At 37.3% G+C, this 25,536-nt stretch carries 25 protein-coding genes and 1 pseudogene; 17 read left to right on the top strand and 9 right to left on the bottom strand.

What is annotated here, in order from left to right:
* Nucleotides 1–238 precede the first annotated feature (238 nt).
* The 9 genes from JOC74_RS13985 to JOC74_RS14020 all read left to right on the top strand — a co-directional run bounded on the left by JOC74_RS13985 (nucleotide 239) and on the right by JOC74_RS14020 (nucleotide 7,543).
* Nucleotides 239–1,297 (top strand): hypothetical protein, encoded by a 1,059-nt coding sequence (locus tag JOC74_RS13985; protein ID WP_225970279.1) that lies wholly within the window; start codon nucleotides 239–241, stop codon nucleotides 1,295–1,297.
* 370 nt (nucleotides 1,298–1,667) lie between these two features.
* Nucleotides 1,668–2,561 carry an SDR family oxidoreductase gene (locus tag JOC74_RS13990; protein WP_053605295.1) on the top strand — a complete coding sequence of 298 codons (894 nt, stop codon included), beginning with the start codon at nucleotides 1,668–1,670 and terminating at the stop codon, nucleotides 2,559–2,561.
* A 184-nt stretch (nucleotides 2,562–2,745) separates the two neighbouring features.
* The gene (locus JOC74_RS13995) at nucleotides 2,746–3,225 is read left to right on the top strand and encodes a MarR family winged helix-turn-helix transcriptional regulator (protein ID WP_225970280.1); all 480 of its coding nucleotides are present in this window, start codon (nucleotides 2,746–2,748) and stop codon (nucleotides 3,223–3,225) included.
* A gap of 62 nt (nucleotides 3,226–3,287) precedes the next feature.
* A complete protein-coding gene (locus JOC74_RS14000; RefSeq protein ID WP_053605296.1) occupies nucleotides 3,288–4,163 on the top strand; it encodes an alpha/beta fold hydrolase in 876 nt (291 codons plus the stop codon).
* Nucleotides 4,164–4,244: 81 nt separating this feature from the next.
* On the top strand, nucleotides 4,245–4,481 hold the full coding sequence (locus tag JOC74_RS23580; protein ID WP_225970281.1) for a dihydrofolate reductase family protein: 237 nt from the start codon (nucleotides 4,245–4,247) through the stop codon (nucleotides 4,479–4,481).
* Nucleotides 4,469–4,753 (top strand): dihydrofolate reductase family protein, encoded by a 285-nt coding sequence (locus tag JOC74_RS23585; protein WP_225970410.1) that lies wholly within the window; start codon nucleotides 4,469–4,471, stop codon nucleotides 4,751–4,753. Before JOC74_RS23580 ends, JOC74_RS23585 begins: the two co-directional genes overlap by 13 nt.
* A gap of 469 nt (nucleotides 4,754–5,222) precedes the next feature.
* Nucleotides 5,223–6,152, top strand: coding sequence for a nucleoside hydrolase (locus JOC74_RS14010; protein ID WP_053605297.1), 930 nt, complete (start codon nucleotides 5,223–5,225; stop codon nucleotides 6,150–6,152).
* A gap of 138 nt (nucleotides 6,153–6,290) precedes the next feature.
* A complete protein-coding gene (locus tag JOC74_RS14015) occupies nucleotides 6,291–7,010 on the top strand; it encodes a phosphotransferase (protein ID WP_053605298.1) in 720 nt (239 codons plus the stop codon).
* Between the two features lie 206 nt (nucleotides 7,011–7,216).
* Entirely contained in the window at nucleotides 7,217–7,543 is a 327-nt protein-coding gene (locus JOC74_RS14020; RefSeq protein ID WP_225970282.1) for a winged helix-turn-helix transcriptional regulator, read from the top strand.
* A gap of 39 nt (nucleotides 7,544–7,582) precedes the next feature.
* Here the strand turns inward: JOC74_RS14020 and JOC74_RS14025 are convergent, their stop codons facing one another.
* The 3 genes and pseudogenes from JOC74_RS14025 to JOC74_RS14035 all read right to left on the bottom strand — a co-directional run bounded on the left by JOC74_RS14025 (nucleotide 7,583) and on the right by JOC74_RS14035 (nucleotide 10,063).
* On the bottom strand, nucleotides 7,583–8,050 hold the full coding sequence (locus tag JOC74_RS14025) for a nuclear transport factor 2 family protein (protein ID WP_053605299.1): 468 nt from the start codon (nucleotides 8,048–8,050) through the stop codon (nucleotides 7,583–7,585).
* Nucleotides 8,051–8,267: 217 nt separating this feature from the next.
* A pseudogene (locus JOC74_RS14030) lies at nucleotides 8,268–8,843 on the bottom strand (NAD(P)H oxidoreductase).
* Nucleotides 8,844–9,733: 890 nt separating this feature from the next.
* Nucleotides 9,734–10,063, bottom strand: coding sequence for a helix-turn-helix domain-containing protein (locus JOC74_RS14035; protein ID WP_211086189.1), 330 nt, complete (start codon nucleotides 10,061–10,063; stop codon nucleotides 9,734–9,736).
* A 165-nt stretch (nucleotides 10,064–10,228) separates the two neighbouring features.
* Here JOC74_RS14035 and JOC74_RS14040 point away from each other — a divergent pair, with 165 nt between their 5' ends.
* Together JOC74_RS14040 and JOC74_RS14045 are read left to right on the top strand one after the other, a co-directional pair.
* Nucleotides 10,229–11,233: an asparaginase gene (locus tag JOC74_RS14040; protein WP_053605301.1), complete on the top strand. Its 1,005-nt coding sequence runs from the start codon at nucleotides 10,229–10,231 to the stop codon at nucleotides 11,231–11,233.
* Nucleotides 11,234–11,235: 2 nt separating this feature from the next.
* Complete coding sequence (locus tag JOC74_RS14045) at nucleotides 11,236–12,081, top strand: YitT family protein (RefSeq protein ID WP_376773394.1); 846 nt, start codon at nucleotides 11,236–11,238, stop codon at nucleotides 12,079–12,081.
* Between the two features lie 799 nt (nucleotides 12,082–12,880).
* Here the strand turns inward: JOC74_RS14045 and JOC74_RS14050 are convergent.
* On the bottom strand, nucleotides 12,881–13,735 hold the full coding sequence (locus JOC74_RS14050) for a sugar phosphate isomerase/epimerase family protein (protein ID WP_053605304.1): 855 nt from the start codon (nucleotides 13,733–13,735) through the stop codon (nucleotides 12,881–12,883).
* Nucleotides 13,735–14,556 (bottom strand): alpha/beta fold hydrolase, encoded by an 822-nt coding sequence (locus JOC74_RS14055; RefSeq protein ID WP_053605305.1) that lies wholly within the window; start codon nucleotides 14,554–14,556, stop codon nucleotides 13,735–13,737. The genes JOC74_RS14050 and JOC74_RS14055 overlap by 1 nt, the downstream gene beginning before the upstream one ends.
* A gap of 225 nt (nucleotides 14,557–14,781) precedes the next feature.
* On the opposite strand from JOC74_RS14055, the gene JOC74_RS14060 reads away from it, so the two are divergent.
* Complete coding sequence (locus JOC74_RS14060) at nucleotides 14,782–15,513, top strand: MerR family transcriptional regulator (protein WP_053605306.1); 732 nt, start codon at nucleotides 14,782–14,784, stop codon at nucleotides 15,511–15,513.
* 90 nt (nucleotides 15,514–15,603) lie between these two features.
* Here JOC74_RS14060 and JOC74_RS14065 read toward each other — a convergent pair whose 3' ends face one another.
* Nucleotides 15,604–15,900 carry an RNA polymerase alpha subunit C-terminal domain-containing protein gene (locus JOC74_RS14065; RefSeq protein ID WP_053605307.1) on the bottom strand — a complete coding sequence of 99 codons (297 nt, stop codon included), beginning with the start codon at nucleotides 15,898–15,900 and terminating at the stop codon, nucleotides 15,604–15,606.
* Between the two features lie 67 nt (nucleotides 15,901–15,967).
* On the bottom strand, nucleotides 15,968–16,855 hold the full coding sequence (gene dpsA / locus JOC74_RS14070; protein WP_053605308.1) for a dipicolinate synthase subunit DpsA: 888 nt from the start codon (nucleotides 16,853–16,855) through the stop codon (nucleotides 15,968–15,970).
* Between the two features lie 304 nt (nucleotides 16,856–17,159).
* On the opposite strand from dpsA, the gene JOC74_RS14075 reads away from it, so the two are divergent.
* Together JOC74_RS14075 and JOC74_RS14080 are read left to right on the top strand one after the other, a co-directional pair.
* Complete coding sequence (locus JOC74_RS14075) at nucleotides 17,160–17,633, top strand: UCP032817 domain-containing protein (RefSeq protein ID WP_053605309.1); 474 nt, start codon at nucleotides 17,160–17,162, stop codon at nucleotides 17,631–17,633.
* Between the two features lie 4 nt (nucleotides 17,634–17,637).
* Nucleotides 17,638–18,102 (top strand): hypothetical protein, encoded by a 465-nt coding sequence (locus JOC74_RS14080; protein ID WP_053605310.1) that lies wholly within the window; start codon nucleotides 17,638–17,640, stop codon nucleotides 18,100–18,102.
* Here JOC74_RS14080 and JOC74_RS14085 read toward each other — a convergent pair.
* Nucleotides 18,097–19,062, bottom strand: a complete 966-nt coding sequence (locus JOC74_RS14085) for a helix-turn-helix transcriptional regulator (RefSeq protein WP_211086190.1) — start codon at nucleotides 19,060–19,062, stop codon at nucleotides 18,097–18,099. The two genes, JOC74_RS14080 and JOC74_RS14085, sit on opposite strands and share 6 nt — an antisense overlap.
* Before the next feature lie 158 nt (nucleotides 19,063–19,220).
* Between JOC74_RS14085 and JOC74_RS14090 the strand changes: the two genes are divergently transcribed.
* The 3 genes from JOC74_RS14090 (at nucleotide 19,221) to sacB (JOC74_RS14100) (ending at nucleotide 24,498) form a co-directional block, all read left to right on the top strand.
* Nucleotides 19,221–19,643: a VOC family protein gene (locus JOC74_RS14090; protein WP_053605312.1), complete on the top strand. Its 423-nt coding sequence runs from the start codon at nucleotides 19,221–19,223 to the stop codon at nucleotides 19,641–19,643.
* An 841-nt stretch (nucleotides 19,644–20,484) separates the two neighbouring features.
* Entirely contained in the window at nucleotides 20,485–21,927 is a 1,443-nt protein-coding gene (sacB, locus tag JOC74_RS14095; RefSeq protein ID WP_053605313.1) for a levansucrase, read from the top strand.
* Between the two features lie 1,086 nt (nucleotides 21,928–23,013).
* A complete protein-coding gene (gene sacB, locus JOC74_RS14100) occupies nucleotides 23,014–24,498 on the top strand; it encodes a levansucrase (RefSeq protein ID WP_053605314.1) in 1,485 nt (494 codons plus the stop codon).
* A gap of 51 nt (nucleotides 24,499–24,549) precedes the next feature.
* Here the strand turns inward: sacB (JOC74_RS14100) and JOC74_RS14105 are convergent, their stop codons facing one another.
* Nucleotides 24,550–25,080, bottom strand: coding sequence for a CPBP family intramembrane glutamic endopeptidase (locus JOC74_RS14105; RefSeq protein WP_225970283.1), 531 nt, complete (start codon nucleotides 25,078–25,080; stop codon nucleotides 24,550–24,552).
* Nucleotides 25,081–25,536: the final 456 nt, after the last annotated feature.

Raw genomic sequence — 25,536 nt, forward strand, 5'->3', positions numbered from 1 at the left:
ATAGGTTTTGAAATAATCTTAAAAGCGAGGTATTTCAAATGAATCCAAGGATAAAGGAATTAATTGATTATGCAAAATCAAAGTTTAGATTAGATAACTACTATTTAAAAACACATAGTTTCGATCGGAACGTAAACATTTTCAATGATACGCTATATACACTATGTATGGAGTGGTTTCCTAATCACGTACTTGAACAAGAGGATGGTTAGAAGGTACAGCAGTTATTTGTATTGACGTGAAAAGCCGTAAATTTAAGAGTGTTATTTTTGTCCGAGGTAAGTCTTATGCAGATGATGAGGCATTTTCTAATCTTCATAAAAACGACATTATTAAATGGATTGAGCAGGAAACAGGGTTAGCGTATGGTCGCCAATTTCAACTGGAAAAAGAAGAAAAGGGGAGGCTGTTTTTTAAAGAATGTATAGATGGTGCGGCTGTTTCTCCTTCAGGGTCAATTGAAATTGAATTTGATCAGGAAGGGAAGCTCACCTTTTTCTCTGTTCATGGTCAGTTTCCTTCTAAAGAAAAAGTAAAAGAAGAGACCAATTCACTTTCCCTTGAAATGGTAGAACATATGGCAAAAGAACAATTGAAATTGATTGAATTTCCTTCATTTAAACAGAAAAGGTTATTTCCCGTTTACGCGGTGGAAGAAATTTATGTCATGAATGACCAGACATCGACCATTCCGTTTGAACTTATTGTAGATATAAAGTCACTTTTGAAAATAGACCAAATCATTCAATGGGATACGCCGTTAAATAAACCGTTTGATAGAAAAGAGATTAACTTGATTGAGGATGTGACAGCAGAACAAGCATTTTCATATGAACCATCTCCTGAATCATTTCCAATAACAAAGGTAGAACAAGAGAAGTGTGTAATGGCAGTGAGAGACTTTTTACGTCAGGAATTTCCTAACGATACTGGAAAATGGATACTAAAGACTTTACATCGAGAGAATGGCTTTATCCATGCAACTTTGAGAGCAACTAATCAAGACATTCGTGTATTTCAGAGAAAACTTCTGGTCATGATTGATGCACAGAGCATCCAAGTATTAAATTACATGGACAACAAACTGATGTGGGAATTTCTTGATCAATTTCTACCACCTGAAAAAGTAACAATAGATATAGAAGAAGCGTATGAAAAAATCAAAGAATTATATGAGCTAACACCAATCTACGTCTACGACTTTAAACAAAAACAATATGTTTTATGCGGAAAATTAGATTGTCAATATGGGGTCAACGCAGGAAACGGTGATGTAATTACATTAGATGACTTGTAGTTTTATTGATTTAGAAGGATAGAGTGGCCGTTGTATTTTTGGAGAGTAACGAAGTATGATCCAGTTAATAGGGATGCTGATAGGACTTTTTCCCAGAATGAGGGTATATTTATGTCAAGAAACTTTGGCACAAATATACCCTCAAATTTTGATAACAAAATTAATAAAGCGTTTTCTTTAATTAGAAATGACAGGTTGAAATGTGATTGTATTGCTTCAAAGTATAAAAACCCTATTTTGAATAGCTCTTCAAATGACTTCCTTTTTATATATATCGATTCCGAATAACTTTCAATATATGTTTTATGAACTTTTATCATGGGTACGCTACAAATATACCTTAAATTTTAGTTAAAAAGGAGCGGTAGTTATGTCTGATCTTAAAAATCCATTAACACAGTATTTTCACGATGAATTCCCTGAACAGTACCAAGAACCACCTGGATTACAAGGACAAATGAATCCTCTGCCAGACTGCGGTGAAAAGAGTTACAAAGGTTCTGGAAAACTAAATGGCAGGAAGGCTCTTGTGACTGGTGGTGATTCTGGTATTGGACGTGCTGCTGCTATTGCTTATGCCCGAGAAGGAGCAGATGTCGCGATCAATTATTTACCGGTAGAAGAGCCTGATGCTGAGGAAGTAAAAAATCTGATTGAAGCCGAAGGGCAAAAAGCAGTCCTCATACCTGGTGATTTGAGCGATGAAACCTTCTGTAAGGATTTAGTTGAAAAAGCAAATGCTGAACTCGGCGGATTAGATATATTAGCATTAGTTGCTGGTAAACAACAAGCCGTAGAGAATATCGCTGATCTTTCAACTGAACAAATCGAAAAAACCTTTGCCATTAATGTTTTCTCGCTATACTGGGTAGTGAAAGCTGCGTTACCGCATTTACCTGAAGGTGCTTCTATTATCACAACATCTTCAGTAGAAGGTTACAATCCAAGCCCAATGCTATTAGACTACGCAGTTACCAAGAAAGCCATTATTGGATTTACCCAAGCACTAGGCGGTCAATTAGCTTCCAAAGGAATCCGGGTAAATTCCGTAGCTCCTGGACCGTTTTGGACACCGCTACAAATTTCAGGAGGCCAGCCAAGTGAAAATATCCCGAAATTTGGTAAAAGCACACCGCCTACCCCACAAAAACGCGCGGGTCAGCCAGTGGAATTAGCAGGTATATACGTTTTCTTAGCTTCTGAAGCTGCAAGCTATGTTACAGGTCAAGTTTACAGTGCAACTGGAGGAACTGTCACCGCATAAGCAATTAATGAAGGAGCTGTCATATTTAACATATGTGACAGCTCCTTCTCTTTTTTTAGATAGTATTTAAGGTTTGCAAGCGGCGCTGAAAACATGGGACTTTTCCAATAATAGTTGCAATGACATCCTATTTTAAATATACTGTAATTAGTTGCAATGACATCCTATTGGAGGTGATGTTTTAGTGGACAACAATAAGATTAAGCTTTCAAGCGAGAGCGCTGGGGCGCCGCCTGGCATGTACATTTCTGCTATTTACCGTCATATGCAAATCCTAATTTCTGCTCAGCTTCAGCCATATCGAATTGGAAGCGGGCAGTATATTTTCTTGTTAACGATTGCGAGAAAAGAAGGGATTTCGCAAAAAGCGTTAAGCGAGAAGCTTCTAATTGACAAGACAACGACGGCAAAGGCGATTAAAAAACTGGAGGCAGAAGGGTATGTAAAAAGGGAAACAGATCCCGCCGATAAGCGTTATAGCTTACTTTACTTGACGGAATCAGGTAGAGCGGTTTTACCGAAGGTTCAGGCAACATTGCATGATATCAGTAGAAAAAGCCGGACTGGCATGGATGACGAGGAATATAAGCTTATGCTTTCTCTGCTGAAAAAGATGCTGAACAACGTTAGCGAACAGGTTCGCCAAAGGGAGAAGGAGCTATAAGAGCTATCAATAGAATCAAGGGATGGGCAAACATTTTTCAAGACAAAGGGGTGTGAACAGATATGAAAAGACCATTTGAAGTGGATTCTACGGAATACCCATTCAAGGATCATTGGCTGCCTTATCGCGACGGATACGTTCATTACATTGACGAAGGACAAGGGCCGACAGTTCTTCTCCTTCATGGGAATCCCACTTGGTCTTACCTCTATCGAAATATAATTAAGGAACTGCGCAGCGATTTTCGTCTTATCGCTTTAGATTACCCGGGGTTTGGTATGTCAAAAGCACCTTCCAACTATCGTTTTACGCCACAAGAGCAATCGGATGCAGTCAATGATTTTATTCGTCGTTTGGACCTAAAGAATTTTGTTTTAGTAGTCCAGGATTGGGGAGGACCGATCGGATTTAACTACGCGGTTCGGAACAGGGAAAACTTACGCGGCATCGTCTTAATGAACACCTGGGCCTGGCCTGCGACTCTTCTGCCAATGAAGATTTTTTCTATGGCGATGGGGGGATTGCCCTTCGGATACTTGCTTCAGACTCAGCGAAACTTCTTCGCCAAAACCATTGTTCCACACGGGATTTACCATTCTGACAAAGTCACGGAAAATTTGAGAAAGGCATATACCGATCCTTTCCCAACACCTAAATCAAGAATACAAACATGGATCTTCCCCAGACAGATTCGGAAAGCCCGATCTTGGCTCGCGGAAATTGAATCTAAACTACCCGAGCTATCTGATTTACCCGCCCAAATCCTCTGGGGTATGAAAGATAGCGCAGGTTTTCCGCTTGAAGAAATGGAAAAATGGCAGAGATACCTCAAAATGAATGAAACCGAGCCACTGAGTGACGCCTCTCACTACGTGCAAGAGGATCGACCAGATAGAGTGGCAGCTTCGATTCGAAGAGTTCTTGAAAGAACGTCGTGATATGAAGGAGGTGAGGCTGAATAATCACGTTTTCTGTAAGGTAACTTTGTATATTTATATTAGAAAAATAGGAGGAGTAATATGAAAACAATTCTTTGGGCAACATTAACTGCTAACGGTAACTATGCGCAGTCCAGCCCAGAAAATCCGCCCAAAAAGGAAGTGTTAGACGATTTTGCAACCCAAGCCAAAGCTGTTGGTAACTTCATCGTTGGACGCCGGACGTTCGAGGGAGTGCAGGTGGAGGAGGGCCTTCTCCGTTTGCCGATCTTGACATTGTTGTTCTCTCTAAGAGTGTCAAAGAAATTCCTGGAGTAAAGGTTGTAGAGTCCCCGCAAGACGCCTTAAACTACTTACAAGAAAAAGGACATAGAACAGCCCTTCTAACGGGCGGTGCTGATCTGCACAATGCTTTTTTGGAGCAAGGACTAGTTGACGAAGTAATATTCAATGTTGCGCCTGTTTTGGAGGGGAAGGGACTCAACCTTTTGCTTGATACAGCCAACTACCAATATAAGGATGTTCAGTTGTTGGATTTCAAGTCCCTTGGCGGCGGTGTCGTTCAGTTGCACTACTCGGTAAGTCATTAATAATTCTATTTCGATAAAAATGTCCAATACCCATATCAGGATGCCTCAGCGGCTAAGAATAACATCCGACTCCTAAATGTACAGGTAGTCGGTTATTTGTGTTCAAAATAATTTTTTAAGTGTACAAGTTCACTATCGTCCTTCATAGTCAGGGGACTAACCCCAAGCTTTCAAAATGCAGATGACTAAAATACGGTGAATTTTATATAATTTTAGAAAAATAAGTGATAGAGTTCATTCTTTATGTTACGTTCTTATTATGATGAGAGAGTAGATTTCTTTTATTAATATTATCTAAACAAAAACAAGAAGTTTGTATGATATAAATAATGACTTGGAAGTTTTTATTAAATACAATGAAAGAAACAACATAAAACTTTTTATTCTGAATATTAGATTTTCTAGTTAGCTTATAAGTGAAAAATTTTGTGTGCTTAATGAAGTAAGCTACTTAGAAAGAGGGGAAGATATGGTTAAAATTATATTAGATTGTGATACGGGAATAGACGACGCACTAGCAATTGGTTATGCAATAAATTCACCTGAAATTGAATTGCTGGGCATCACTGCTTGTTATGGGATGGCACCAGTAGACTATACTTTTCGCAACACAAAAACAATTTTGTCTATGTTAAATAGTAACGTTGGTGTTTGGAGAGGATCTGAGAAGCCTCTTATACTAGAAAAGGAATATGATGGTAAAATTCATGGAATGGATGGGTTAGGAAATATGTTAGGGTCAGTTAAAGAATATGATCTAGAAGATTGTCCTTCCACGCATGCCGTAGATTATATAATAGAACAGATTCATAAATTTAAAAAAGAATTAACTCTGGTTGTAACAGGGCCTTTAACTAACTTAGCTAAGGCTGTCAAAAAAGATCCGGAAATTGTTCAACTAGTTGGAAGGGTAGTAACAATGGGAGGGGCTCTGACTACTCCAGGCAATGTTAGTAAATATGCAGAGGCAAATTATAGAATTGATCCTCATGCAGCAGATTTTGTATTTAAATCCGATTTGCCTATAACTATGGTTGGTTTAGATGTAACGAGAAAAACTTTATTGACTGAAGAGGATGTTGGAAAATGGAGAAGTAAGGATACTGAAGTTTCTGGTTTTTTCGCTGATTTTACTCAGTTCTATCTAGATGCTTATAAAGAACTACATCCTTATTTAAAGGGATGTGCTTTACATGATCCATTGGCAGTTGGAGTAGCTAAATTTCCTGATTTAGTGAAAACAATACCGATCCATATTCAAATAGATACAGAGGAAGATGGAATAGGGAGAACGATTGAAGATTTATATCGAAAAACCCCGGATACGCCTAATACAGAAGTTTGTATCCAAGTAGATACTGAAAAATTTATGAATGATTTCTTTAAGTGTATCATCTGAATTTTAATCAATTTTAGGCATGGGTAGTTAAGAGAAAAAGATAAGCTTAAGATGTTTGTAGAAACAAGTGCATCTCGAGGATAACCATAAAGTACTCCCTTATAAGAAGAGGCGTTTTGGCTAATAAATAATAGTGACTTGAAAGGGAAAATTTCTGTACCTTTTTTAACAAAGAATGGTGAATATAAGTGGGAAGATGATGATGGAATTTATTTGCTTTATGAATACATTGATGGAGTAACAATTGGTGATCAAGCCCTAACCGAGGATCAAGTTTGCCAACTCTCAGAAATCATAACAGAGCTTCATTTATTTGGAGAAGAAATACCAATTCACACGAATTCTGTGAAAGAAGATTTTTATGTACCATTTTTGCAACAGCTGAGGAATACATTGGACAAGGATTATGGAGATATCCCAAATGATGTAAGGGAAATAGTGGCTCCCCCACACATTGAACAAATTAATCATCTGATTGATACTGTTGAAAAGCTGTCTTTATGTTTGAAAAACAGTCATTTAAGAATGGTCTTGTACCACACAGACCTTCACAATTGGAATCTTATGCAATCAGAACAACAACTGATTTTGATCGATTGGGAAGGGTTGAAATTAGCCCCCGTTGAAGCTGATTTAATGTTCTTAATAGACAAGCCATACTATGATATATTTTCAAGCATCTATCAGAAATCCCATAAGAATTATAAAATCAACTCCAATGCTATGCAGTTTTACAAAGGAAGACGTAAATTGGAGGATATATGGGAATTTATTGAACAACTTTCATTTGACAAACAAGATACACAGGAAAGAGCTAGAATCATAAACTATTTAATAGAAGAACTGAATGATGTTTGAGAATGAAAGAAGAACTGAATGATGTTTGAGAATGAACTGCACCTTTCATTCCATCAATGCTACTTTTTTATAAAATCGGTTTTTTCAGCCAAACTTTACTTCAAACTACATATTAAAACACTTTCCTATTAGTTGATAAAATTAATAAACTATGGCAGTCTAATTAGATATTGATCTTTACTTAACTTATGAGGATGTTGAAATCGTTGGACAAAGAACAAATAAATTGCATCGAATCAGCTCATAGTGCCGTTCAACTTTTAAAGGGAAAATGGACTTATTATGTGATTATAGAGTTACTAATGAATGATATAAAAAGATTTAACCAACTAAAGAGTTCCTTAGGTAATGTAAACACGAAAGCATTAACGGATACCCTTCGATTTTTGGAAGGGAAAGGTATGCTTATCCGTACGGTTTATCCTACTGTTCCTGCAACAGTAGAATATGAACTTACACTAAAGGGGAAAGATTTTGGAAGGATACTTCAACAAATGAAGGACTGGAATGATAAATGGGAGATAAAAGAATAAAACCCACTTTTCTGCACAATGAAAAGTGGGTTTATTCTTTTATATTGCAGGATTATTAATGTAATCAAGAAGTATTTTATGATGTACAATCTTCCAAGTATCGTTAAATTTTTTTAATTTCGTTTGATAGTATCCACTTTCCCTAGGAGTAATCGAACCTCCTCTTGGTGTATCTTTATCCACTAACTCATTATTTGCTTGAACTGAAAACATGACGAACTGAGCATCAATTGTTGCCTCATTTTCTTTAATTTCTACTATGCGATCCATCGTAGCATGATGGCTCCAGCCACCTTCAGGATGGTCTGGCATTAGTGTTTTAAATAGTTGTACTAGTTCAGCAGCTCCTGTCATCTCTCCTACTTTAACTCGTTGATTATTGTAGTTATCATAAGTTTCTATTAAGGCATCTTCTGTAAATAAGAGAGCTAAAGATTCACCGTCTCTTGCATCAGTAGCTCTAACATATCTTGATAACAAATTGTTTACTGCAGTTTCTTCTGTCATCGACTTGTCCCTCCTAAGAGATAAATAAATACGATATTTGATATTACATTTATAAAATATATCAACATGAAAACACGTTTCAAAGAAGGCAAATTTTTAACCTAACTTTATAATAGTAAAGCTAAGTGTAGCGAATAGTATTGAGAAGTTAAAAGAATTTATGCTTTGAAAGCAAGAATCAGGCTGCCGTTTACATCGGCAGCCTGATCCTATTTTGTTAATTTTCAGCAAAGCCTAACCCTAGATTATAAGCTTGCGTCAGCAGGTTTTCCGTATGTTCGGGTTTCCCGTCTAAAGTTTCATATAAAAATTCAACCTTTGAATTCGGAATGCCTGCGTAATTAGCCAAAGAAACATTGAGGAAATGAGAGATCATTTTGTCGTATTGCCTTTTCTCCAGATGCTCAGGTGAAGCACCAGCCAGACTAAGCCACAATACTTTCTGGTGATGAAGCTTGCTTGAGCCATACGCAAAACCGTAGTTCCATACGCGATCAATATACCCTTTAAGCATGGCAGGCATGGAGTACCACCAAAGCGGGAAAATATACGCGAGCGCATCGTGCTACTTCATTCGTTCGATCTCAGCTTCAACTTCAGGAGAATATTTTTTATTAGCATTAGTCCAATCAGGTTCGTCAGCTTCTCGTAATACTGGATCAAAGCCGCTGCGATGCAGATCCAACACCTCTGTATCGTGACCTGCGTCTGTAAGACCTTGTACAAATCGATCCGCAGCCGCAAAGGTCAAAGAGTTTGTTCTGGGATGCGTGACAACCGTTAATACTTTCATTTTAGTACACACCTTCCTCTTTGCCGAGTAGGTTCCGCAACCTTGTCGAGATAGTGGGCGCCTCTTGGCTGTTTTTTTGTCAAATCAAATTCTAAAGCATGACACTAGTGTTAATGTCAACAAAATTTTATGGCTAAGAGAAGTCCGAATAATTAAAATGGAGAAGAAGTAGTAGAGGGATTAAAAACCAAATTTATAAAGTTATAAAAGTTTATTATTAGGAGGTAAAATGCTGTTACATAAACTAAAGGTGTCTATAGCTACATATTGGATCTCATGTTTCATCGTATTTTTTATAATAAGTCCTACTGAGTTCGTGAACACTGATTTTCATTCAAGTAAGAGTATACTTGAAAGCTTCCTATTGGTATCTTATGTAATGTTTTTCGGTGTTTTTTCTATGCTTAGCCAATTGCATTATTTACTGAATTTCTAATTAAAAAACTACCTGAAAATAAGAAAGCATTAAAATTTATTGTTTATATTTTCTTTGCATTATTGTTCGCTATTATTTTTATTTTTTTATTATTTGGTATGAGCTTTTTTTCAATTTTAGTGGCATTCTTATATTTTATTGTGGATGAATTCTTACTAAAAGATAAAGAAAGTCGTATATATCAAATTACACTTCGTACATCATATATTATTTTTGTTATATTTTGGGGCTATTTATATTTAAATCTATGATAGAAAGTCAATTATCGTCTTGATTTAGACTTAAATGGCAAAAAGCTGAATATTCCGCGAAACAAACTCGTAAGTTCGTTATACATTTCATATATGTATTTTCTTATATGCGTTGAGGAAATAAGAATAAACACCTTCCAAGTTTAGGGAGGTGTTTATTGAAAAGTAGATTGTAATAGAAAACTATTAAGGTGCGTATCATCTTATTCCGTTCTTATCCCCCGCTTAACCCGAATAAAGGCAATGAATTCACATAATTCATCCGAATCCAACGGGACGTTATCTATCGAAAGATATTGTTTTTCATTATAAAGCATATCGGTGATTTCAATTGTAGGTTGACACTCGCGGCCGAATAAATGATCGATCGATACTTCAAATAGATCGGCAATTTGAATAAGAGCTTGTAATGGGGGACGTCGATACCCCGATTCATACCCGGCATAAGTACTTTTCGCAATCCCCAAACGGTCAGCCGCATCCTGCTGAGACCAATTATTCCTTTTTCTTAACTGTTCCAATTGTTTAAGCACGATTTTCTACCTCCGCTTGCTACATTATACCATGGCTCTTTTTTATCCAAAAGATAAAAGTACTCATTACGCGTACAAACATTGATTTTTTCACCGATTTAGACGTATAATGTACTCCATAAGAACACAATACGCGAATTTTTAATATATAGAAAGAGGTTCCTCATGAAAAAAATTCTACTCTTGGCTACAGGTGGAACTATTGCGTCAGTAACTAGTGATGATGGCCTTGTTCCTGGTTTATCTGCTACCGAATTGCGTCAATATTTTCAATATAATAATGATGACTCACCAGTTGACGTGACGTGTAAAATCTTGATGAATAAAGATAGTACCAATATGCAGCCTGAAAATTGGGTTGAAATTGCTGAGGCAATTGCTGTCCATTATGATGATTATGATAGTTTCATAATCACACACGGTACAGACACTTTAGGTTATACATCAGCTGCGCTGTCTTATATGCTTCAAAACTTAGGAAAACCTGTCATCCTAACAGGATCACAAGTTCCTTTAAGCTTTAAAAAGACAGATGCTAAAAAGAACGTCAGAGACGCGCTGCTTTTTGCCCAAGAAAATATAGGCGGTGTCTTTGTCGTGTTTGATGGCCGAGTCATTATCGGTACACGTGCTGTGAAAATTAGAACGAAAAGTTACGATGCTTTTGAAAGTATTAATTATCCGTATGTAGCATCAATAAACAATCAGACTGTGGAATACTATTGGAAACCGGAAAAAACGGATAAACCCTTTCAGATTGATACGAAATTATGTGCAGAAGTCTTTTTGTTAAAGCTTTATCCAGGTGTAAATCCTGACATTTTTGATTTTATTAAAATGAATTACAAAGGAGTCGTGATCGAGAGCTTTGGGAATGGCGGATTACCCTTTGAAGGACGAAACCTCCTCCCTAAAATTAAGGAATTAACAGAAGTCGGGATCGCTGTTTTAATATCCACTCAATGTTTGGAAGAAGGTCAGGATATCTATTTATATGAAGTAGGGCGAAAAGCTGCGAACTACAATATCATTGTTTCAGGCGATATGAACACTGAGGCTGTCATACCGAAACTGATGTGGGCATTAGGACAAGCGAATCAGCCGAAAGAAGTGAAACAGATTGTCGAAACACCAATCTGCTGTGATCTGTCAGAGGAATGGGATAGTTAATGGTGGGGAAGATTCTTAGATTTCTTATTTTTAATATTGGTATTTTTCTAGTCTCATTTAATATCTATCTTTTCCTTGCACCAAATGAGTTTGCTGCAGGTGGTTTAGGCGGCTTAACCATTGTGCTGCATTCTTTCTTTCCTAATCTGCCTATTGGCCTTTTGATGCTCATCTTAAATGTCATACTCTTTGCGATAGGGTTCTTTTTTCTTGGGTTTGAGGTTGGAATCAAAACTATTTACGCAAGTTTAGCTTCATCCCTCATGGTCTGGGGAATGGAGAATATATTTCAGCTTTCCGGTCCCATTTCGGATGATAAACTCATTCAAATTGTGATAGGTACCATCATTGCCGCATTTGGTTTGGTGATTGTATTCAGTCAGAACGCCTCAACAGGCGGAATGGATCTATTAGGAATGATTGTGAATAAATATTTCTCGGTTGATATTGGGAAATCAGTTCTTATGTTTGACTTTTCTATTGCTATTTTGTCCGTTGCTGCCTTTGGCTTAGAGAATAGTCTATATGCCATTTTTGGTATTGTTTTTCGTGGTGCCCTTATCGATTATTTTGCTAAACAATTCAGCAATCGAAAGGAAGCTGTAATTGTCAGCCAGCATTGTCATCAAATTAAGTCATTTATCACAAACGAATTAGGCATAGGTGCGACTGTTTATTCCGCAAAAGGCGCTTTCACCAACGAACAAAAAGAGGTGATTCATACCGTTGTAAATCGTCGCGAGTTTATGAAACTGAGAAAGTATATTAGTCGAATTGATGAGAGTGCATTTATCACAGTTCACGGAGATACCGAAGTAATTCATAACCAATTTAGGCACAGTACCTAGAGTTCTTATCATAAAAAAACCGCAGAAACAGCATGTCCATTATGCTGTGCTTCTGCGGTTTTTCAAATTGAAAATTTTTTGTCTTCCGCATAGATATGATGGCGGAAATTACAAACAGGAAATTTTCCGGATAGATTTCTCCTTTTACTTTCAGACGGATATTCAAGCCTGCTCGGGTGCTGTCAGCTTATCTAAGTCCTTGTCGTAAAGTGAATCCGGGTTATTTACACAATTCCCGCTAATGATCCAAATCAACTAGTAAGAGCATAAGTTAAATAGTCTAGTGCTAAAAAAAACAAAATAATGAGAAGTAATAATGAAATTTTAATTTTCTTTAAGGTGTAATTTAAATTTTTTGCCGAAATATATTAAAACACCTATAAGAAAAATAAAGGTTAGATTAGCAGGAACACTATTTTGAAAACTTAATAATTGTATTAGAAGAGAGGATAATAAAAATGCCAATATTATCAACGGGTACTTAAAACTTATTTTGGTGCTCATTTAATGCCCTCCTTATTTTAAGGTTTCAATAGTAAAGTTATAGTAGTTATCAAGATTCATGTTATTTGCATTTTTCACTTTAATATAATACTTACCTTTTTTCAATTTTGCAGAGAAATCTTCCCCCGTGTCAGAACCAAACTAAATATCTATCTTTAGAATCTATTTTAAAATTAATCCAAAAAAACCGCAGAAGCAGCATGTCCATTATGCTATCTTCTGCGGTTTTTCATTTAAACATTTTTTCGCTGCTACGAAGTATGATGGCGGATATCACTATTTTCTCCTTTTACTTTCAACCAGATATCCAAGCTAGCTCGAGTGCTGCTCGGTTATCTACGATCAGCTTATCCAAGTCGGTGTCATAAAGAGAATCGGGTACGTTATGCGAGAAAATCTCAAGCACGCAAGGACCTCGGTAGCCTGCATCATAGACACTGTGAAGAAGCTTGCCGGTAGGGATTTCTCCGGTTCCTACACTTCGCCGGTCGGCACTTGATTGTGGCGTCCGCCAATCGCTGACCTGCAGTAAGAAGACATGTTTTGGTTCAGACTTGATGCCCTCGATGAGGTGATCATCTTGCCAAACGTTCCATAGGTCAAGGCAAATGCCGACATTGTCCCTGTCGATCTCTTGAATAATATCCTGTGCCTGCTTGTAAGTCCAGATCGCTGTTTCCAAGTTGAGCAATATTGGGTTTAATGGTTCGAGTCCGATTTTTACTCCGTGGTAGTCGGCAATGCTGGCAAGCTCCTGGTGATCGGCTATGACCTGGCGGATCGTATCTGCCATGTTCCCTCCTGTTGCCGGTCCGGTATTCGTGACGAACACCGCACCTGGTGCATAAGGGGCGATGCGCTCAATCGATTGGCGGAAGCTTTTCAATCGCTCTTCGCGTCCAACAGGCTGGGGCTGATCTGCACTCGGTGTCATAGTCCGCACCTTCGGCTGAACTGAACTCACCGTTAAGCCGGCGTCAGCAAGAAGCTCCAGCTGGCTGCTCATACGATCTGGATCCAGTTTTGACTCGCATACCTCGATGGCTTCCACACCGAGCCGGGAATAGTGCGCCACATCCTCTTCAAAAGACCAAGGCTGAGTGCTAAATTCATTCACTCCATAATAAAAAGGGAATTTAGAAGGGTTCATCATATACCTCCTTCGTTAGACATGAATTGGATCACAGAATCGTTGAACTTTTCAGGTTCATCGAGGAACAGAGCGTGACTGCTGTGCTCGAAAAAGACTGTCTGGGCACTTGGAATATTCTCCCCGACCCAAGCAGGTCCCCGCCATGAGAAGACTTTGTCTTGACGCGCCACCATCACCAAACTCTGAAGGTTGATTTCGGGAATCAGGTCGCGCCAGTCATAACGGGTATGGTCGGACATAATCGCGTTCCGGGCAGATGCCGGTGCTTTTGCCATCTCAGCAAGCATTCTTTCCCGCTCATCCTGTGCTGGCTCAGTCTCCATGATTGTCTTGATCTGGTTTTTGTCAAAGTTAGAGGTATCCATTTCGACCTGCGCTTTAGTGTAAGCGAATGATGCGTCGTCATAGCAGGTTGCATGGGCATATTTCCAATCGAGCCCATAATACTGTCTGGGCGACTGCTCCACAAACACTGCCTGTTTAAGCCTTTCTGTCCCAAACAGCTCGAAATAACTCCAGATTACAGGGCAGCCCAGCGACCAGCCTAGAACCGTAACATCCTGTAGGTCAAGGGCAGCAAGAACATCATATAAGTCTCTTGCCAGCCGCGGCACCCGATATCCGTGTGAAGGCTTATCGGAGTTACCGTGCCCGCGAAGGTCAATTGTGATTACGCGTGCATGTTTTGCCAACGACTCAACATTTCTGTGGAAAAAACGGCCGGAAAAGCCCCATCCGTGGATCATCAGCAAGGGCCTGCCATTCCCCATCTCTTCATAATAAATGTTCGTGCCGTCGTTTGTTTCAATGGTCGGCATGTTAAAATCACCTGCTTTCTAATACTAATAAATGATAGCTTTGAACCATTAACACACAGCTACTCTACCCTGCGGTGTAGGTTGTTAAACGAAAACGGAGCTTAATACATTTTTCCCAGTGATTTGATGGAAGATTCATGAAAGTTTTCTCTTGCACCTCCAGTAGCGTTAGGTAGTATGATCGAAGTAACCTTGTGCTAACACAAAATGGATGGGGCATTGAAAATGAGCCATGGTAAAAATTATTCAATCGGTGAATTTTCTGAAAAGACGGGTACGTCCATTTGGACATTGCATTATTACGACGAGATTGGTTTGCTCAGAGCTGAAAAGTATCCCAGCTCGGGACATCGTATATATTCAGATCAAGATGTACTAACGCTGCAAAAGATTATCTGCCTCAAGTTTTTAGGATATAGTCTGGATGAAATAGGGGTTTTGATCAACAAGTCAAGCTTTGATTTAAGCTTGAACGAAACGTTGCTAATGCAAAAAAAGACGATGGAGGAACAAAAAGAGAATCTCGAGACTGCTTTAAGAGCGATTGGCCGAATCATGACTCTTTTAGAGGATGAAGGGGAGGTGGATAGCGCTATTTTAATGAGTTTAATCAATAATCTTCAGACGGAGAAGGAACAACGCTTGTTGCTTCGGCAGCATATGCCTAAGGAAGTTGTTGATCAGTTATTCGATAAGCCTGAAGAAGAATTGGTCGCATTAGATAAAGAATTTATCAATTTGTGCAAAAAAGTTAAACGGTTAATGGGAAAGCCCGTTCATGATCCAGAGGTACAAGAATTAGTATTTATACATATCAAGTCAAGCTTGGATTTTGTTGGTGAAGATGCGATGCGAGAATTCAGCGGATTGGAAATGACGAAAGCAGAAGAACTTGAAAACAAGTTTCCCTCTCCATTTTCAAAGGAAGAAGAAGAGTGGCAGCAAGTAATGGAATAATTTATGTCCCAGAATGACCTGGATGATCCCGATACGCATTAGCATTAGGGAGTTAGAGATTAGTGAAATAGACAATTGTCATGCAATTGTCTATTTTTGTCTGAATGATAGCCCATTTGTCTGCAAAGCAGTCCTAAGCTTAGGTAAAGAAGCGGATCCCATCCCGTGAAATTGTAAAATCTCTTTTTCACTATAGTTTGATAGCTGTTGTAAAGAGGTTATCCCATTGTTTTCTAATGCTCGTCTGGCTGGTGCTGAGAGAAGTGAAAGAAATCCACTTTCAGGTTTCCTTTCTTCCTCACAAACCGGGCAGGTCGGACAGTCGCTGCTCTTATAGTATTGGTGTCCTTTGTTGCAAGTTCTTAAACTTTTCTTTGAAGTTGTCATTTTAACTGCCTCCTTTTTCTTAAGAATTTTATTAGTTTTGACATGACTTCAGCTGATTTAGGAGGAATTAATTTTGTATTTTTTGTTCCTTCAATAAGTCAAAAAGCACATTGGCCATTATCTCCCCAGCCGTCTTAGGAGCAACCTTTCCTGGCAAACCTAGCGCCCACAATGCCTTAATTCCTTGTTTTTGGGCAAATTGAAAATCGGTTCCGCCAGGCTTGGAAGCAAGGTCGATGATCAATGTATGATCAGGCATTTTAGAAATTATGCTTGAAGTGAGTACCTGTTTTGGAATTGTATTAATACATATATCATTCGCAGAAACCTCTTTTTCAAGAGTGTCGAAGAAAAGCGGCTCTAATCCCATTTCAGTAATGCGGGCAGCATCAGCAGCGTTTCTTACGCATACTTTCACTTTTGCGCCGATAGAAGAAAAAGTACGTGCCACAGTCATTCCAACTCTGCCGAATCCTAACACCAAAAGGTTAGATCCATGGATCGTGACATCAGTATGTTCGATGGCGAGCTTCAATGCACCCTCGGCTGTAGGGATCGAATTTAAAATGGCAACATCATCTCTATCAAATATTGTGACCAGACTTCTATTGGTTGATTTCACTATGTCATCTAAGTATGGAGTGGAAATACCAGAGTACAGAACACAATGATTTTTAGTTTTAGATATGATTTCTTTAGTGATAAATACATCGTTTTGTGAGAAGCTTGCTTCAACTTTACCCTTTTCGTGTATACCTGAGACAGGTAAGATAATGCTGTCTACTATACTGAGATTGATGTCATCTATCTTTACTTTACTTGCGTTTTCGAACTCAGATGGTAAATCCTCAAAACCTGTCAGAAATACTCTTGCATCTGCTCCTGTTAGTTTCTTTATCAATTCGATATGTCTCGAATCGCCGCCTGCTATTAAAATATGCATGCCGTTTAACATATCTATTCCTCCTTTGAAGTTGAGTTTCTTCTATATAAAAATACAATTTCTTATTCAATACTATCAGCTGAATTCGCAATAAAAAAATTGCCTGGAACTTAGTTTATTATATTTCCAAAGTGGGTGGAAATATTTTAACAATGGTCGGATATATTTCAAGAATGGGACGATAAATCGGAAACTTGGGCTGATATCCCTTGCTGCTAGAGAGAAATCACTTTAATAAGGCAGGAAAGTCTTTGTAGAATAATATAAATATTGGTAAAATAAAAGGCGGAGAGCTGAAATTCTAAGGAGGAGAATGATGGAGTTTTTTGGTTGGATTTTAATTATTGCCATTGTAGTGATTACTATTTTAATTTTATCAAAGAATCAGCCGCGGATCAGAAGAGAAAAATACATTGGAGAATTCCAGTCAGAAATTCACAAATTAGAAGTGGAAGCCACCTCTTTAGTGGATAAAGAATTAATTCAAAGATTAGATAGGGCGCTGAGAAATGCTTATATGGAAAAAGTGAATACAGAATTTCGAATGAGGCATAGAAACTGGAGCCAAAAGAAGGTAAACGAGTACTGGAGAGAGCTTAAACGGTATTTTATCCTCGCGGCAGTGTTTAAAAAGGTGGAAATGTTTGATAAAAACGTTGATGAATTATGGCATCTTATGCTTGATTATGAGCAGGAATACCAGATGTTCAGCAATGGTTTCATCGGGAAGCATCTAAACCATAATCCTCATGGAGAGCCTGTTCACAAGCCGGAAGAGAGAAAAATTTGAGGTCATGTATATCCAATTATTTAAACTGGATTCTAAAACCCCTGCGATCTGGGGAAATTTTTTTAATGAAGGCGAAGGACGCACATTTGTCCAATCGATCACTTCAAGCTCTATGGAGGATTTAAAAAAGAAATATTTAGTTGATCAACCAATTCCGGAAGCGGAAAAGACGTTTGAAGCATTTATAGATCGTATAAAATCAGAAGCTAATAATAGTTTCTCTGCGATAAAAAGAAAAAGTAATAAATTTGAAGGATCGCGGGATGTGCCTATGGACTTAAGCCTTTTGTATTTCCTGTTTTTATCGGGTGAATTATCAGAAGAAGATACAGAGCTATTCAATTTAGGGACAGAGGAACAGATACAAGTTGCAGGTAATTCAATTTTTACAGGCGGTCATTCAGGTGATAACGATCATCATTCACATCATGATAGCTCCTGTTCCTCTTGCAGCAGCTGTTCTTCATAAATGTTTCGTTACTGAATCGTATTTCGCCAATATCTCATGAAGTATCCGCTTGATCTGACTGATTAGTTCAGGCGGATCTTTCACTGTGGCCTCATTTCCTAAGCCGATGAAAAACTTCGCTAAAAACGGTATATCATGCTTTGAAAAGCTACCCTCCAGCCAACCAGTGCCATCGTTGCGAGTGTTCAGTTTAGATGAAAGCCATATCTCAGACTCACACCTCCTGATACCTTCTTTGGTTAGTTCAGCATAAACGCTGATAGTCGCCTGATCCGCATGGAGAAACAGTTCCCTATTTTCTAAATTCACATGATGAAGATCGATCGACTCCGGAGTGGACGCTTCATTTATTGCTGAATGAATTCGGTCGCACCGGAATATACGAAAGTCACCTCGGCTGAAACAATAAGCTGGACAGTACCATAACCCGTTGCTTGCATAGATCCCAATCGGCTGTATTTGCCTGCTTGACTTTCCTTTTTTCGATTCGTATTCAATAAGAAGAACTTTTTGATATATGGCGGCTTCCAGCAGAATTGATAAATGGGGGGAAGTCAATTGTCTCATTGGAGTGAGAAAATCAACACGATTCTTCATTTGGTCAATCCGATCACGGACGTCACCAGGCATATAGTTATAAAATTTTTTCAATACAGAAGAGATTTCCGTTTCAAAAGGTATGAATAAATAGTGACGCAATGCATGAATCGCAAAAAATATGGAAACAGCCTCTTCCTCGGTAAAAGCGATGGGAGGAAGAATTCTTTCATTCAATACCTGGTAGCCGCCGTGAGGCCCCACTTCCGAATACAAAGGAACCCCTAACTCACTCAATTCCTGCAAATCTCGCAATATTGTCCTTGTTGATACACCAAACTCTTGGGCAAGCTCTTTGACTGTAAACTTCCTCTTTCTATTGATAGTCATCATCAATTCCAACAGCCTCTTCGATTTTGACATCACATGGCTCCTTTATTTTTTATTCATGACAATCTTTGTCACCATTATAAGCTATACTTTAAATGTAATCTAGCAGGTGAAAGGGGAGAGGCGCCTGCAATCTGCTGTGGAAATATTAGTGCTTAAATCAAAAATAAAACCTAAGGAGCTGTTTTATTATGACAACCCGATTAAATGCCTATATTATGCTGGAAGGAAACGCTAATGAAGCGATCCGATTTTATGAACATGCCTTGGATGCCAAACTTCTATTTAAACAAACATTTGGAGAGGCGCCGGAAGACCCTGGATTTCAAATAACTGAAGATATAAAAGATTACGTGGCGCATGCTGTTTTAAAAGTTGGTGAAACTGACCTTTTTGTCGCCGATCAATTGCCAAGTCAGCCTTTGCAAAGTGGAAATAAAGTGACTATCTGTATTACAACGAATGAAGTGGAAAATGCGAAAAAACTTTATGAATCATTGCAGCAAGGCGGCAAAGTAAACACACCCCTGCAAGAAGCCTATTTTAGCCCAGCTTACGGTGTGATAACAGACAAGTTTGGTATAGAATTTCAAATTTTCACGAAGAAAAGCTAAATGGATATTCCGATTATTAGAGCTCTGCCATAAAAAGCAGGGCTCATTTTAGTGCAATTTTTTAGTGAGTAACAGGCTTTTTTTCTAAAATATGTGAAACTTACAGACTAATTTCAAAATAACACACGAAATTTTCATGAATAAAGTCCTGTTTTTTGAACTAGATCTTTTCACCTGCTCTACTTGACGAAAATATTACAAAAAATATATCAATATCAAATCATGGAAACGATTACTTTGTTGTGAAGAGTTATGTTAAAACTATAGAGTTACTTAAGACATAGGGGGAATTTTATCATGAGAGACGTAATTAAAGACCCGTTTAGATGATCCGACTTTTCACATCAAAAAGATCTATCATTTATTAATAGTTAACAAGCTAAAGCATTAGATAAAGATGATACCTTTTTGTCTCATAAAATTAATTTGTATGTTATAAAAATAAAATTACTTATGACCTTCGACACGGATAAATCTAATTAAGAATAAAAACACGTCGAATTTTGTTACATTTGATCGAATTGACGCGGATAATGTAACAGGTTAATCTTTGGTTGAAACGAAGTCGTGTTTGATATTTAGATTCAAAGATGATTTTTTCCACCCTTCTGCTAATTTAATAAATTCAAATGCAAGCTGTACATTTTACATTGAAAAGTTTTGATCACATATCTTCTATATAAAGTTAGTAATGTACAATTTGCAGCACAAATCGAAATAATCATTTATTACTTTAGCAAACAAATCTAAATACTCAGCACAGAGGCCGTTTCCAGGTCTAAGAAAATTGGGAATCTTCAATTTTTTTAGATACATTATTTAAGGGAGAGAGAGGTATTTTATGAACAAGTTTGTAAAGAAAGCAACAGCATTAACCTTTACTACAGCTTTATTAGTCAGTGGCGGAACTCAAGCTTTTGCGCAAGAAAAGGACAGCAAAGATTTCAATGAAAGCTATGGGATTTCTCATATCACACGTGAGGATATGAGTAAATTGCCTGTACAGCATGGCAACGAAAAATTTGAAGTTCCAAAATTCGATGAGAAATCAATCAAAAATATCCCTTCCGCAAAAGGATTAGATGTATGGGATACTTGGCCTCTTCAAAATGCTGATGGAACAGTGGCAGAATATAAAGGCTACGAAATCGTTTTTGGCTTGGCAGGTAACCCTAAAGATTCAAATGATACATTTGTTTACATGTTCTATAAGAAAAAAGGCGACAATTCTATTGAGAACTGGAAAAACGCTGGTAAAGTATTTAAGCCAAATGATAAATACGCACCAAACGATCCGATTCTAGACAAACAATCAGAAGAATGGTCAGGTTCTGCAACCTTAACAACTGAAGGTGATGTTCGCTTATTCTATACAAGCCGTCAGAAAATGGAGCCAGAGGCTGGACAATTTGGTAAACAAACCTTAACAACAGCTAAAATCAATGTATCTCAACCAGATTCTGATCAGCTGAAAATTGATGGTGTAGAAGATTTCAAAACGATCTTTGATGGAGACGGGAAATACTATCAAACTGTTGAGCAAGCTTTCGGTAATGGAGATTATTCTGATAATCATACATTAAGAGACCCTCACTATATTGAAGACAATGGCCGTAAATATCTTGTTTTTGAAGCAAATACTGGGACAGAAGTTGGTTACCAAGGAGAGGAATCTCTGTATAACAAAGCTTACTACGGTAATAGCGAAGCATACTTCCAAGCAGAAAAAACGAAATTGTTGCAAAGTGATAAAAAGGATTTAGCAGAAATGGCAAACGGAGTACTTGGAATTATTGAAATCAATGACGATTATTCTGTAAAGAGAGTAATGAAACCGTTGATTGCATCTAATACTGTAACTGATGAAATTGAAAGAGCCAATGTATTTAAAAAGAATGGCAAATGGTACTTGTTCACAAGTTCTAGAGGATCTAAAATGACTACTGACGGTGTTGATGCTAAAGATATTTACATGTTTGGCTACGTGTCAAATTCTTTATCTGAAGGATACAAACCTTTAAATGATACAGGAATGGTACTGCACCATAGACTTGATCCTAAAGACATTACTTGGAATTACGCACACTTTGTAATTCCGCAAAAGAATAGTGATAATTTTGTTGTCACAAGCTACATGACCAATAGAGGGTATTTTGAAGACCATCAATCTACCTTTGCTCCAAGTTTCCAACTGAACATTAAAGGATCAAAAACATCTGTCGTAAAAGACAGCATCTTGGAACAAGGACAAGTAACAGTTGATGGTGAAGGCAAAAAGAAGTAAATAAAATTAAGGATAATATGTAGTGGGCTGGTGGAATATCCTGGAGAAAATGTCGGTTATATACCGACATTTTCTTTTTTGTTTAAATGTTAACTGCTGCCTAAGAAAATATCCTGATGGCAAATGAGAATATTAATGACTATTGTAGCATCATTAGATGATGTACGAAGTAACTAGATGGCTTATAATGTCACATAGTTTCTTGGAAATGAAAGGGTTTACTTTTACGAATATTACAATACTAGATAAGTTTTCGTATGCTTATCGACCCATTTTTCAATATAATACTTTTATCCTGTGGTTTATTTACAAAAATAATGCCATAAAAATGATTATGTGAAATTATGAAAACCTTTGCTTTTTTTAACCTTTAAGGGTAGAAATGATATTCAAAAATATTTATAGATAATCTTAAAGACGAATATTAAATGTATAAAAACAATTAAAAATGTTATTTTTTACGTATTTTTGATTCGATTAAATCTTTAAATAGTCAAACGTTCGTTGTAACCGCATAAAAAATATAGTTGTAAAATCTAAATTATGTATAAAAAACGACCTTTTTTCAGTGCTGGATAAATAGAGAAAGAAACTAAAGAAATTGTTATAGTAAAATTAACATGAGATTAATAAAACATTTAAATCTATAACAATAGTCGTAGTTATATAGTATTGAAAATGAATAAAAGTTGAATCTTGTGACCTTTGATCGATTTGACTCAAAGAAATTATCCAGTTAATCTTGGGTTGAAGCAAAATCGTGTCTGATATTTAGATTTTAGGAGATTATTTTCCCCCTAATCGGTTTCTGACTTAATAAATTCACTTGCAAATAAGTACATATGAAACATTTAAACTGGCCAGGCCTCATGAACTTATTATTTAGATATTCGTTCTATTTTAGTGGGGAATGTTACGGTACAATTTGCAGTCTTGATTGGCAGTTATCAATTTAGGGAGGATTTTATTAAGTTAGCAAAAAAATCTAATAATCTAATACATAACACGAGGAAGTTTCATGATCTGAAAGATTGAGAAATTATCATTTTCAATTTTTTAGATACGTCATTAAAAGGAGAGGAATTTATGAAGATCAACAAGTTTGTGAAACAAGCAACAGCATTAACCTTTACTACAGCGTTGCTAGTAGGAGGCGGAACTCAAGCTTTTGCGAAAGAAGCAGAAAGCAGAGATCACAATGAAAGCTATGGAATTTCTCATATCACTCGTTCCGATATGCTTAAACTTCCTCAACAGCATGACAATGCACGTTTTGAAGTACCGAAATTCGATGCCGATTCAATCAGAAACATCCCTACTGCACAAGGATACGATAAGAATGGCAACTTTACAGAATTAGATGTATGGGATAGCTGGCCGCTGCAAAATGCTGATGGCACAGTAGCAGAGTACAATGGATATCATCTTCTATTTACTTTAGCTGGAAACCCTAAAGATCCAAACGAAGCGTTTATTTACTTATTCTATAAAAAAGCTGGCGAAAATTCTCTAGACAGCTGGAAAAATGCTGGTAGAGTATTTGACGATGCTGATAAATTCAAACCAAATGATCCACATCTAAAATATCAAACTCAAGAGTGGTCAGGTTCTGCAACTTTAACATCTGACGGCGAACTACGCTTATTCTATACTGATTTCTCTGGTGCTCCTCAAGATGGCGGTACTGGTTACGGTAAACAAACATTAACTACTGCTCAAGTCAATGTATCAGAACCAAATGCTGGAACTATCCAAGTTGATGGTGTAGAAGATCACAAATCTATCTACGATGGTGGAGACGGCAAAATTTATCAAAATGTTCAAGGATTTATCGATGCTGGAGCTTATAATTCTGGCGATAACCATACTTTAAGAGACCCTCATTATATTGAAGATAAAGGCCGTAAATATCTTGTGTTTGAAGCAAATACTGGAACTGAATATGGTTACCAAGGCGAAGATTCTCTATTCAATAGAGCTTACTATGGTATGAAAAAAGATGCGTTCCAAGCTGAAAAGAGCAAATTGCTTCAAAGTGATAAAAAACATTTAGCAGAAATGGCTAATGGTGCACTAGGTATTATTGAAATTAACGACGATTATACGTTGAAAAAAGAAATGGAACCATTAATCACATCTAACACAATCACTGATGAAATCGAACGTGCTAACATCTTTAAAAAGGATGGCAAATGGTACCTATTTACAAGTGCTAGAGGATCTAAAATGACGATTGACGGAATCGATGATAAAGACATTTACATGTTTGGTTATTCATCAGGATCCCTAACTGGTAAATACAAGCCTTTAAATGATACTGGAATCGTATTGCACCACAGACTTGACAAAAACGATGTTACATTTAACTACGCTCACTTTGTCATTCCACAAAAGAATAGTGATAAATTCGTAGTTACAAATTACATGGTAAACAAAGGTCAGTTCGAAGACCGCCACACTACTTTTGGCCCAAGCTTCTTGCTGAACATTAAAGGTTCAAATACTTCAATTGAAAAAGACAGCATCTTGGAACAAGGTCAAATAACAGTAGACAGCCAAGACAAAAAGTAATTCCTGAAATACTTGGAATAGAAAAATGCCGACATCGTTCGGCATTTTTCTTTATGAAAATATGAAACCGCTAAAAACCATAAGAACATTTAATACCATATGCCAAATTAATGAAGGGAAAATACTTCCGGATTTGATCGTAATTCCTCCATAAAACAACCCGCCAAGAGTAAAACCAATACAGACACTCCATGGAAATCCGAGCGAATAATGCTGCAATCCAAAGCCTAAACTTGTAATCACAACTGCCCATCTTTCCCCTAACTGCTCTGAAAAACGGCTAAGAAGAGCGCCTCTCCATACAAGCTCTTCAAGCACTGCGTTTGTAATAGTAAATATGATCGTTAATAACCAAACTTCTTGAATAAATGACCATCCATTTAGAATAATAAATGGAAGAAAGATGAAAAAATTGATCGTTAACGCAATGAGCAGAAATGATTTAACTTTTGTTTGGTGAAAACCCGACCAGATAAAAGGGAAGCAAATAAACTCATTCCATTGCGGTTTTTTCCAATACCGTACGAACGGGACTTTGTAGAAGAAAGAGAATGCGAATAACGGAAGTAAAATAAAAAACAATGACAACCTGTTTAGAAATATATGCAATTCCCTTGGTTCGAGTTTTAATTGGGAATTCACTTGCAAATATGTAAAAAAACCGATGCCGAATAGTATGCTCGTAAGAACAAATAGTCGCAAAAGCTTATCTGAAGTAACGAAAAGATAAACTGCACAAACGCCCCAAATACTTAAAAGAAGGTAGTTGTTTGTTTGAAGAAAAATAAGTAATGCTGCAAATAAACATAATGAAATGGTTTTTTTATGCTTTATATTCGCTGCCTCCCTAAGACTTAGCTCCAAAAAAATCTATTATAATGGATGGGGGAACGAACCCCCCAAGAGCGCTGCATCTAGATTATTAATTTAATACTATACCATAATACTATAATTTTCCACGTTATTTTTCCTGCACAAGTTGATTATGAGCTGCCTTATACTTATAGTATTCTCAAAAAAACTTTACTCCGTTTCTGT

Source organism: Bacillus capparidis (assembly GCF_017832095.1).
GTDB classification, from domain to species: Bacteria; Bacillota; Bacilli; order Bacillales; family Bacillaceae; genus Bacillus; species Bacillus gobiensis.

Excerpts from the sequence above, each read along its gene's own strand:
- JOC74_RS13990 (WP_053605295.1), top strand. The coding sequence starts at position 1,668 with ATGTCTGATCTTAAAAATCCATTAACACAGTATTTTCACGATGAATTC.
- JOC74_RS14000 (WP_053605296.1), top strand. The coding sequence starts at position 3,288 with ATGAAAAGACCATTTGAAGTGGATTCTACGGAATACCCATTCAAGGAT.
- JOC74_RS23580 (WP_225970281.1), top strand. The coding sequence starts at position 4,245 with ATGAAAACAATTCTTTGGGCAACATTAACTGCTAACGGTAACTATGCG.
- JOC74_RS14010 (WP_053605297.1), top strand. The coding sequence starts at position 5,223 with ATGGTTAAAATTATATTAGATTGTGATACGGGAATAGACGACGCACTA.
- JOC74_RS14025 (WP_053605299.1), bottom strand. The coding sequence starts at position 8,050 with ATGACAGAAGAAACTGCAGTAAACAATTTGTTATCAAGATATGTTAGA.
- JOC74_RS14040 (WP_053605301.1), top strand. The coding sequence starts at position 10,229 with ATGAAAAAAATTCTACTCTTGGCTACAGGTGGAACTATTGCGTCAGTA.
- JOC74_RS14050 (WP_053605304.1), bottom strand. The coding sequence starts at position 13,735 with ATGAACCCTTCTAAATTCCCTTTTTATTATGGAGTGAATGAATTTAGC.
- JOC74_RS14055 (WP_053605305.1), bottom strand. The coding sequence starts at position 14,556 with ATGCCGACCATTGAAACAAACGACGGCACGAACATTTATTATGAAGAG.
- JOC74_RS14060 (WP_053605306.1), top strand. The coding sequence starts at position 14,782 with ATGAGCCATGGTAAAAATTATTCAATCGGTGAATTTTCTGAAAAGACG.
- JOC74_RS14065 (WP_053605307.1), bottom strand. The coding sequence starts at position 15,900 with ATGACAACTTCAAAGAAAAGTTTAAGAACTTGCAACAAAGGACACCAA.
- dpsA (WP_053605308.1), bottom strand. The coding sequence starts at position 16,855 with ATGTTAAACGGCATGCATATTTTAATAGCAGGCGGCGATTCGAGACAT.
- JOC74_RS14075 (WP_053605309.1), top strand. The coding sequence starts at position 17,160 with ATGGAGTTTTTTGGTTGGATTTTAATTATTGCCATTGTAGTGATTACT.
- JOC74_RS14080 (WP_053605310.1), top strand. The coding sequence starts at position 17,638 with ATGTATATCCAATTATTTAAACTGGATTCTAAAACCCCTGCGATCTGG.
- JOC74_RS14085 (WP_211086190.1), bottom strand. The coding sequence starts at position 19,062 with ATGTCAAAATCGAAGAGGCTGTTGGAATTGATGATGACTATCAATAGA.
- JOC74_RS14090 (WP_053605312.1), top strand. The coding sequence starts at position 19,221 with ATGACAACCCGATTAAATGCCTATATTATGCTGGAAGGAAACGCTAAT.
- sacB (WP_053605313.1), top strand. The coding sequence starts at position 20,485 with ATGAACAAGTTTGTAAAGAAAGCAACAGCATTAACCTTTACTACAGCT.
- sacB (WP_053605314.1), top strand. The coding sequence starts at position 23,014 with ATGAAGATCAACAAGTTTGTGAAACAAGCAACAGCATTAACCTTTACT.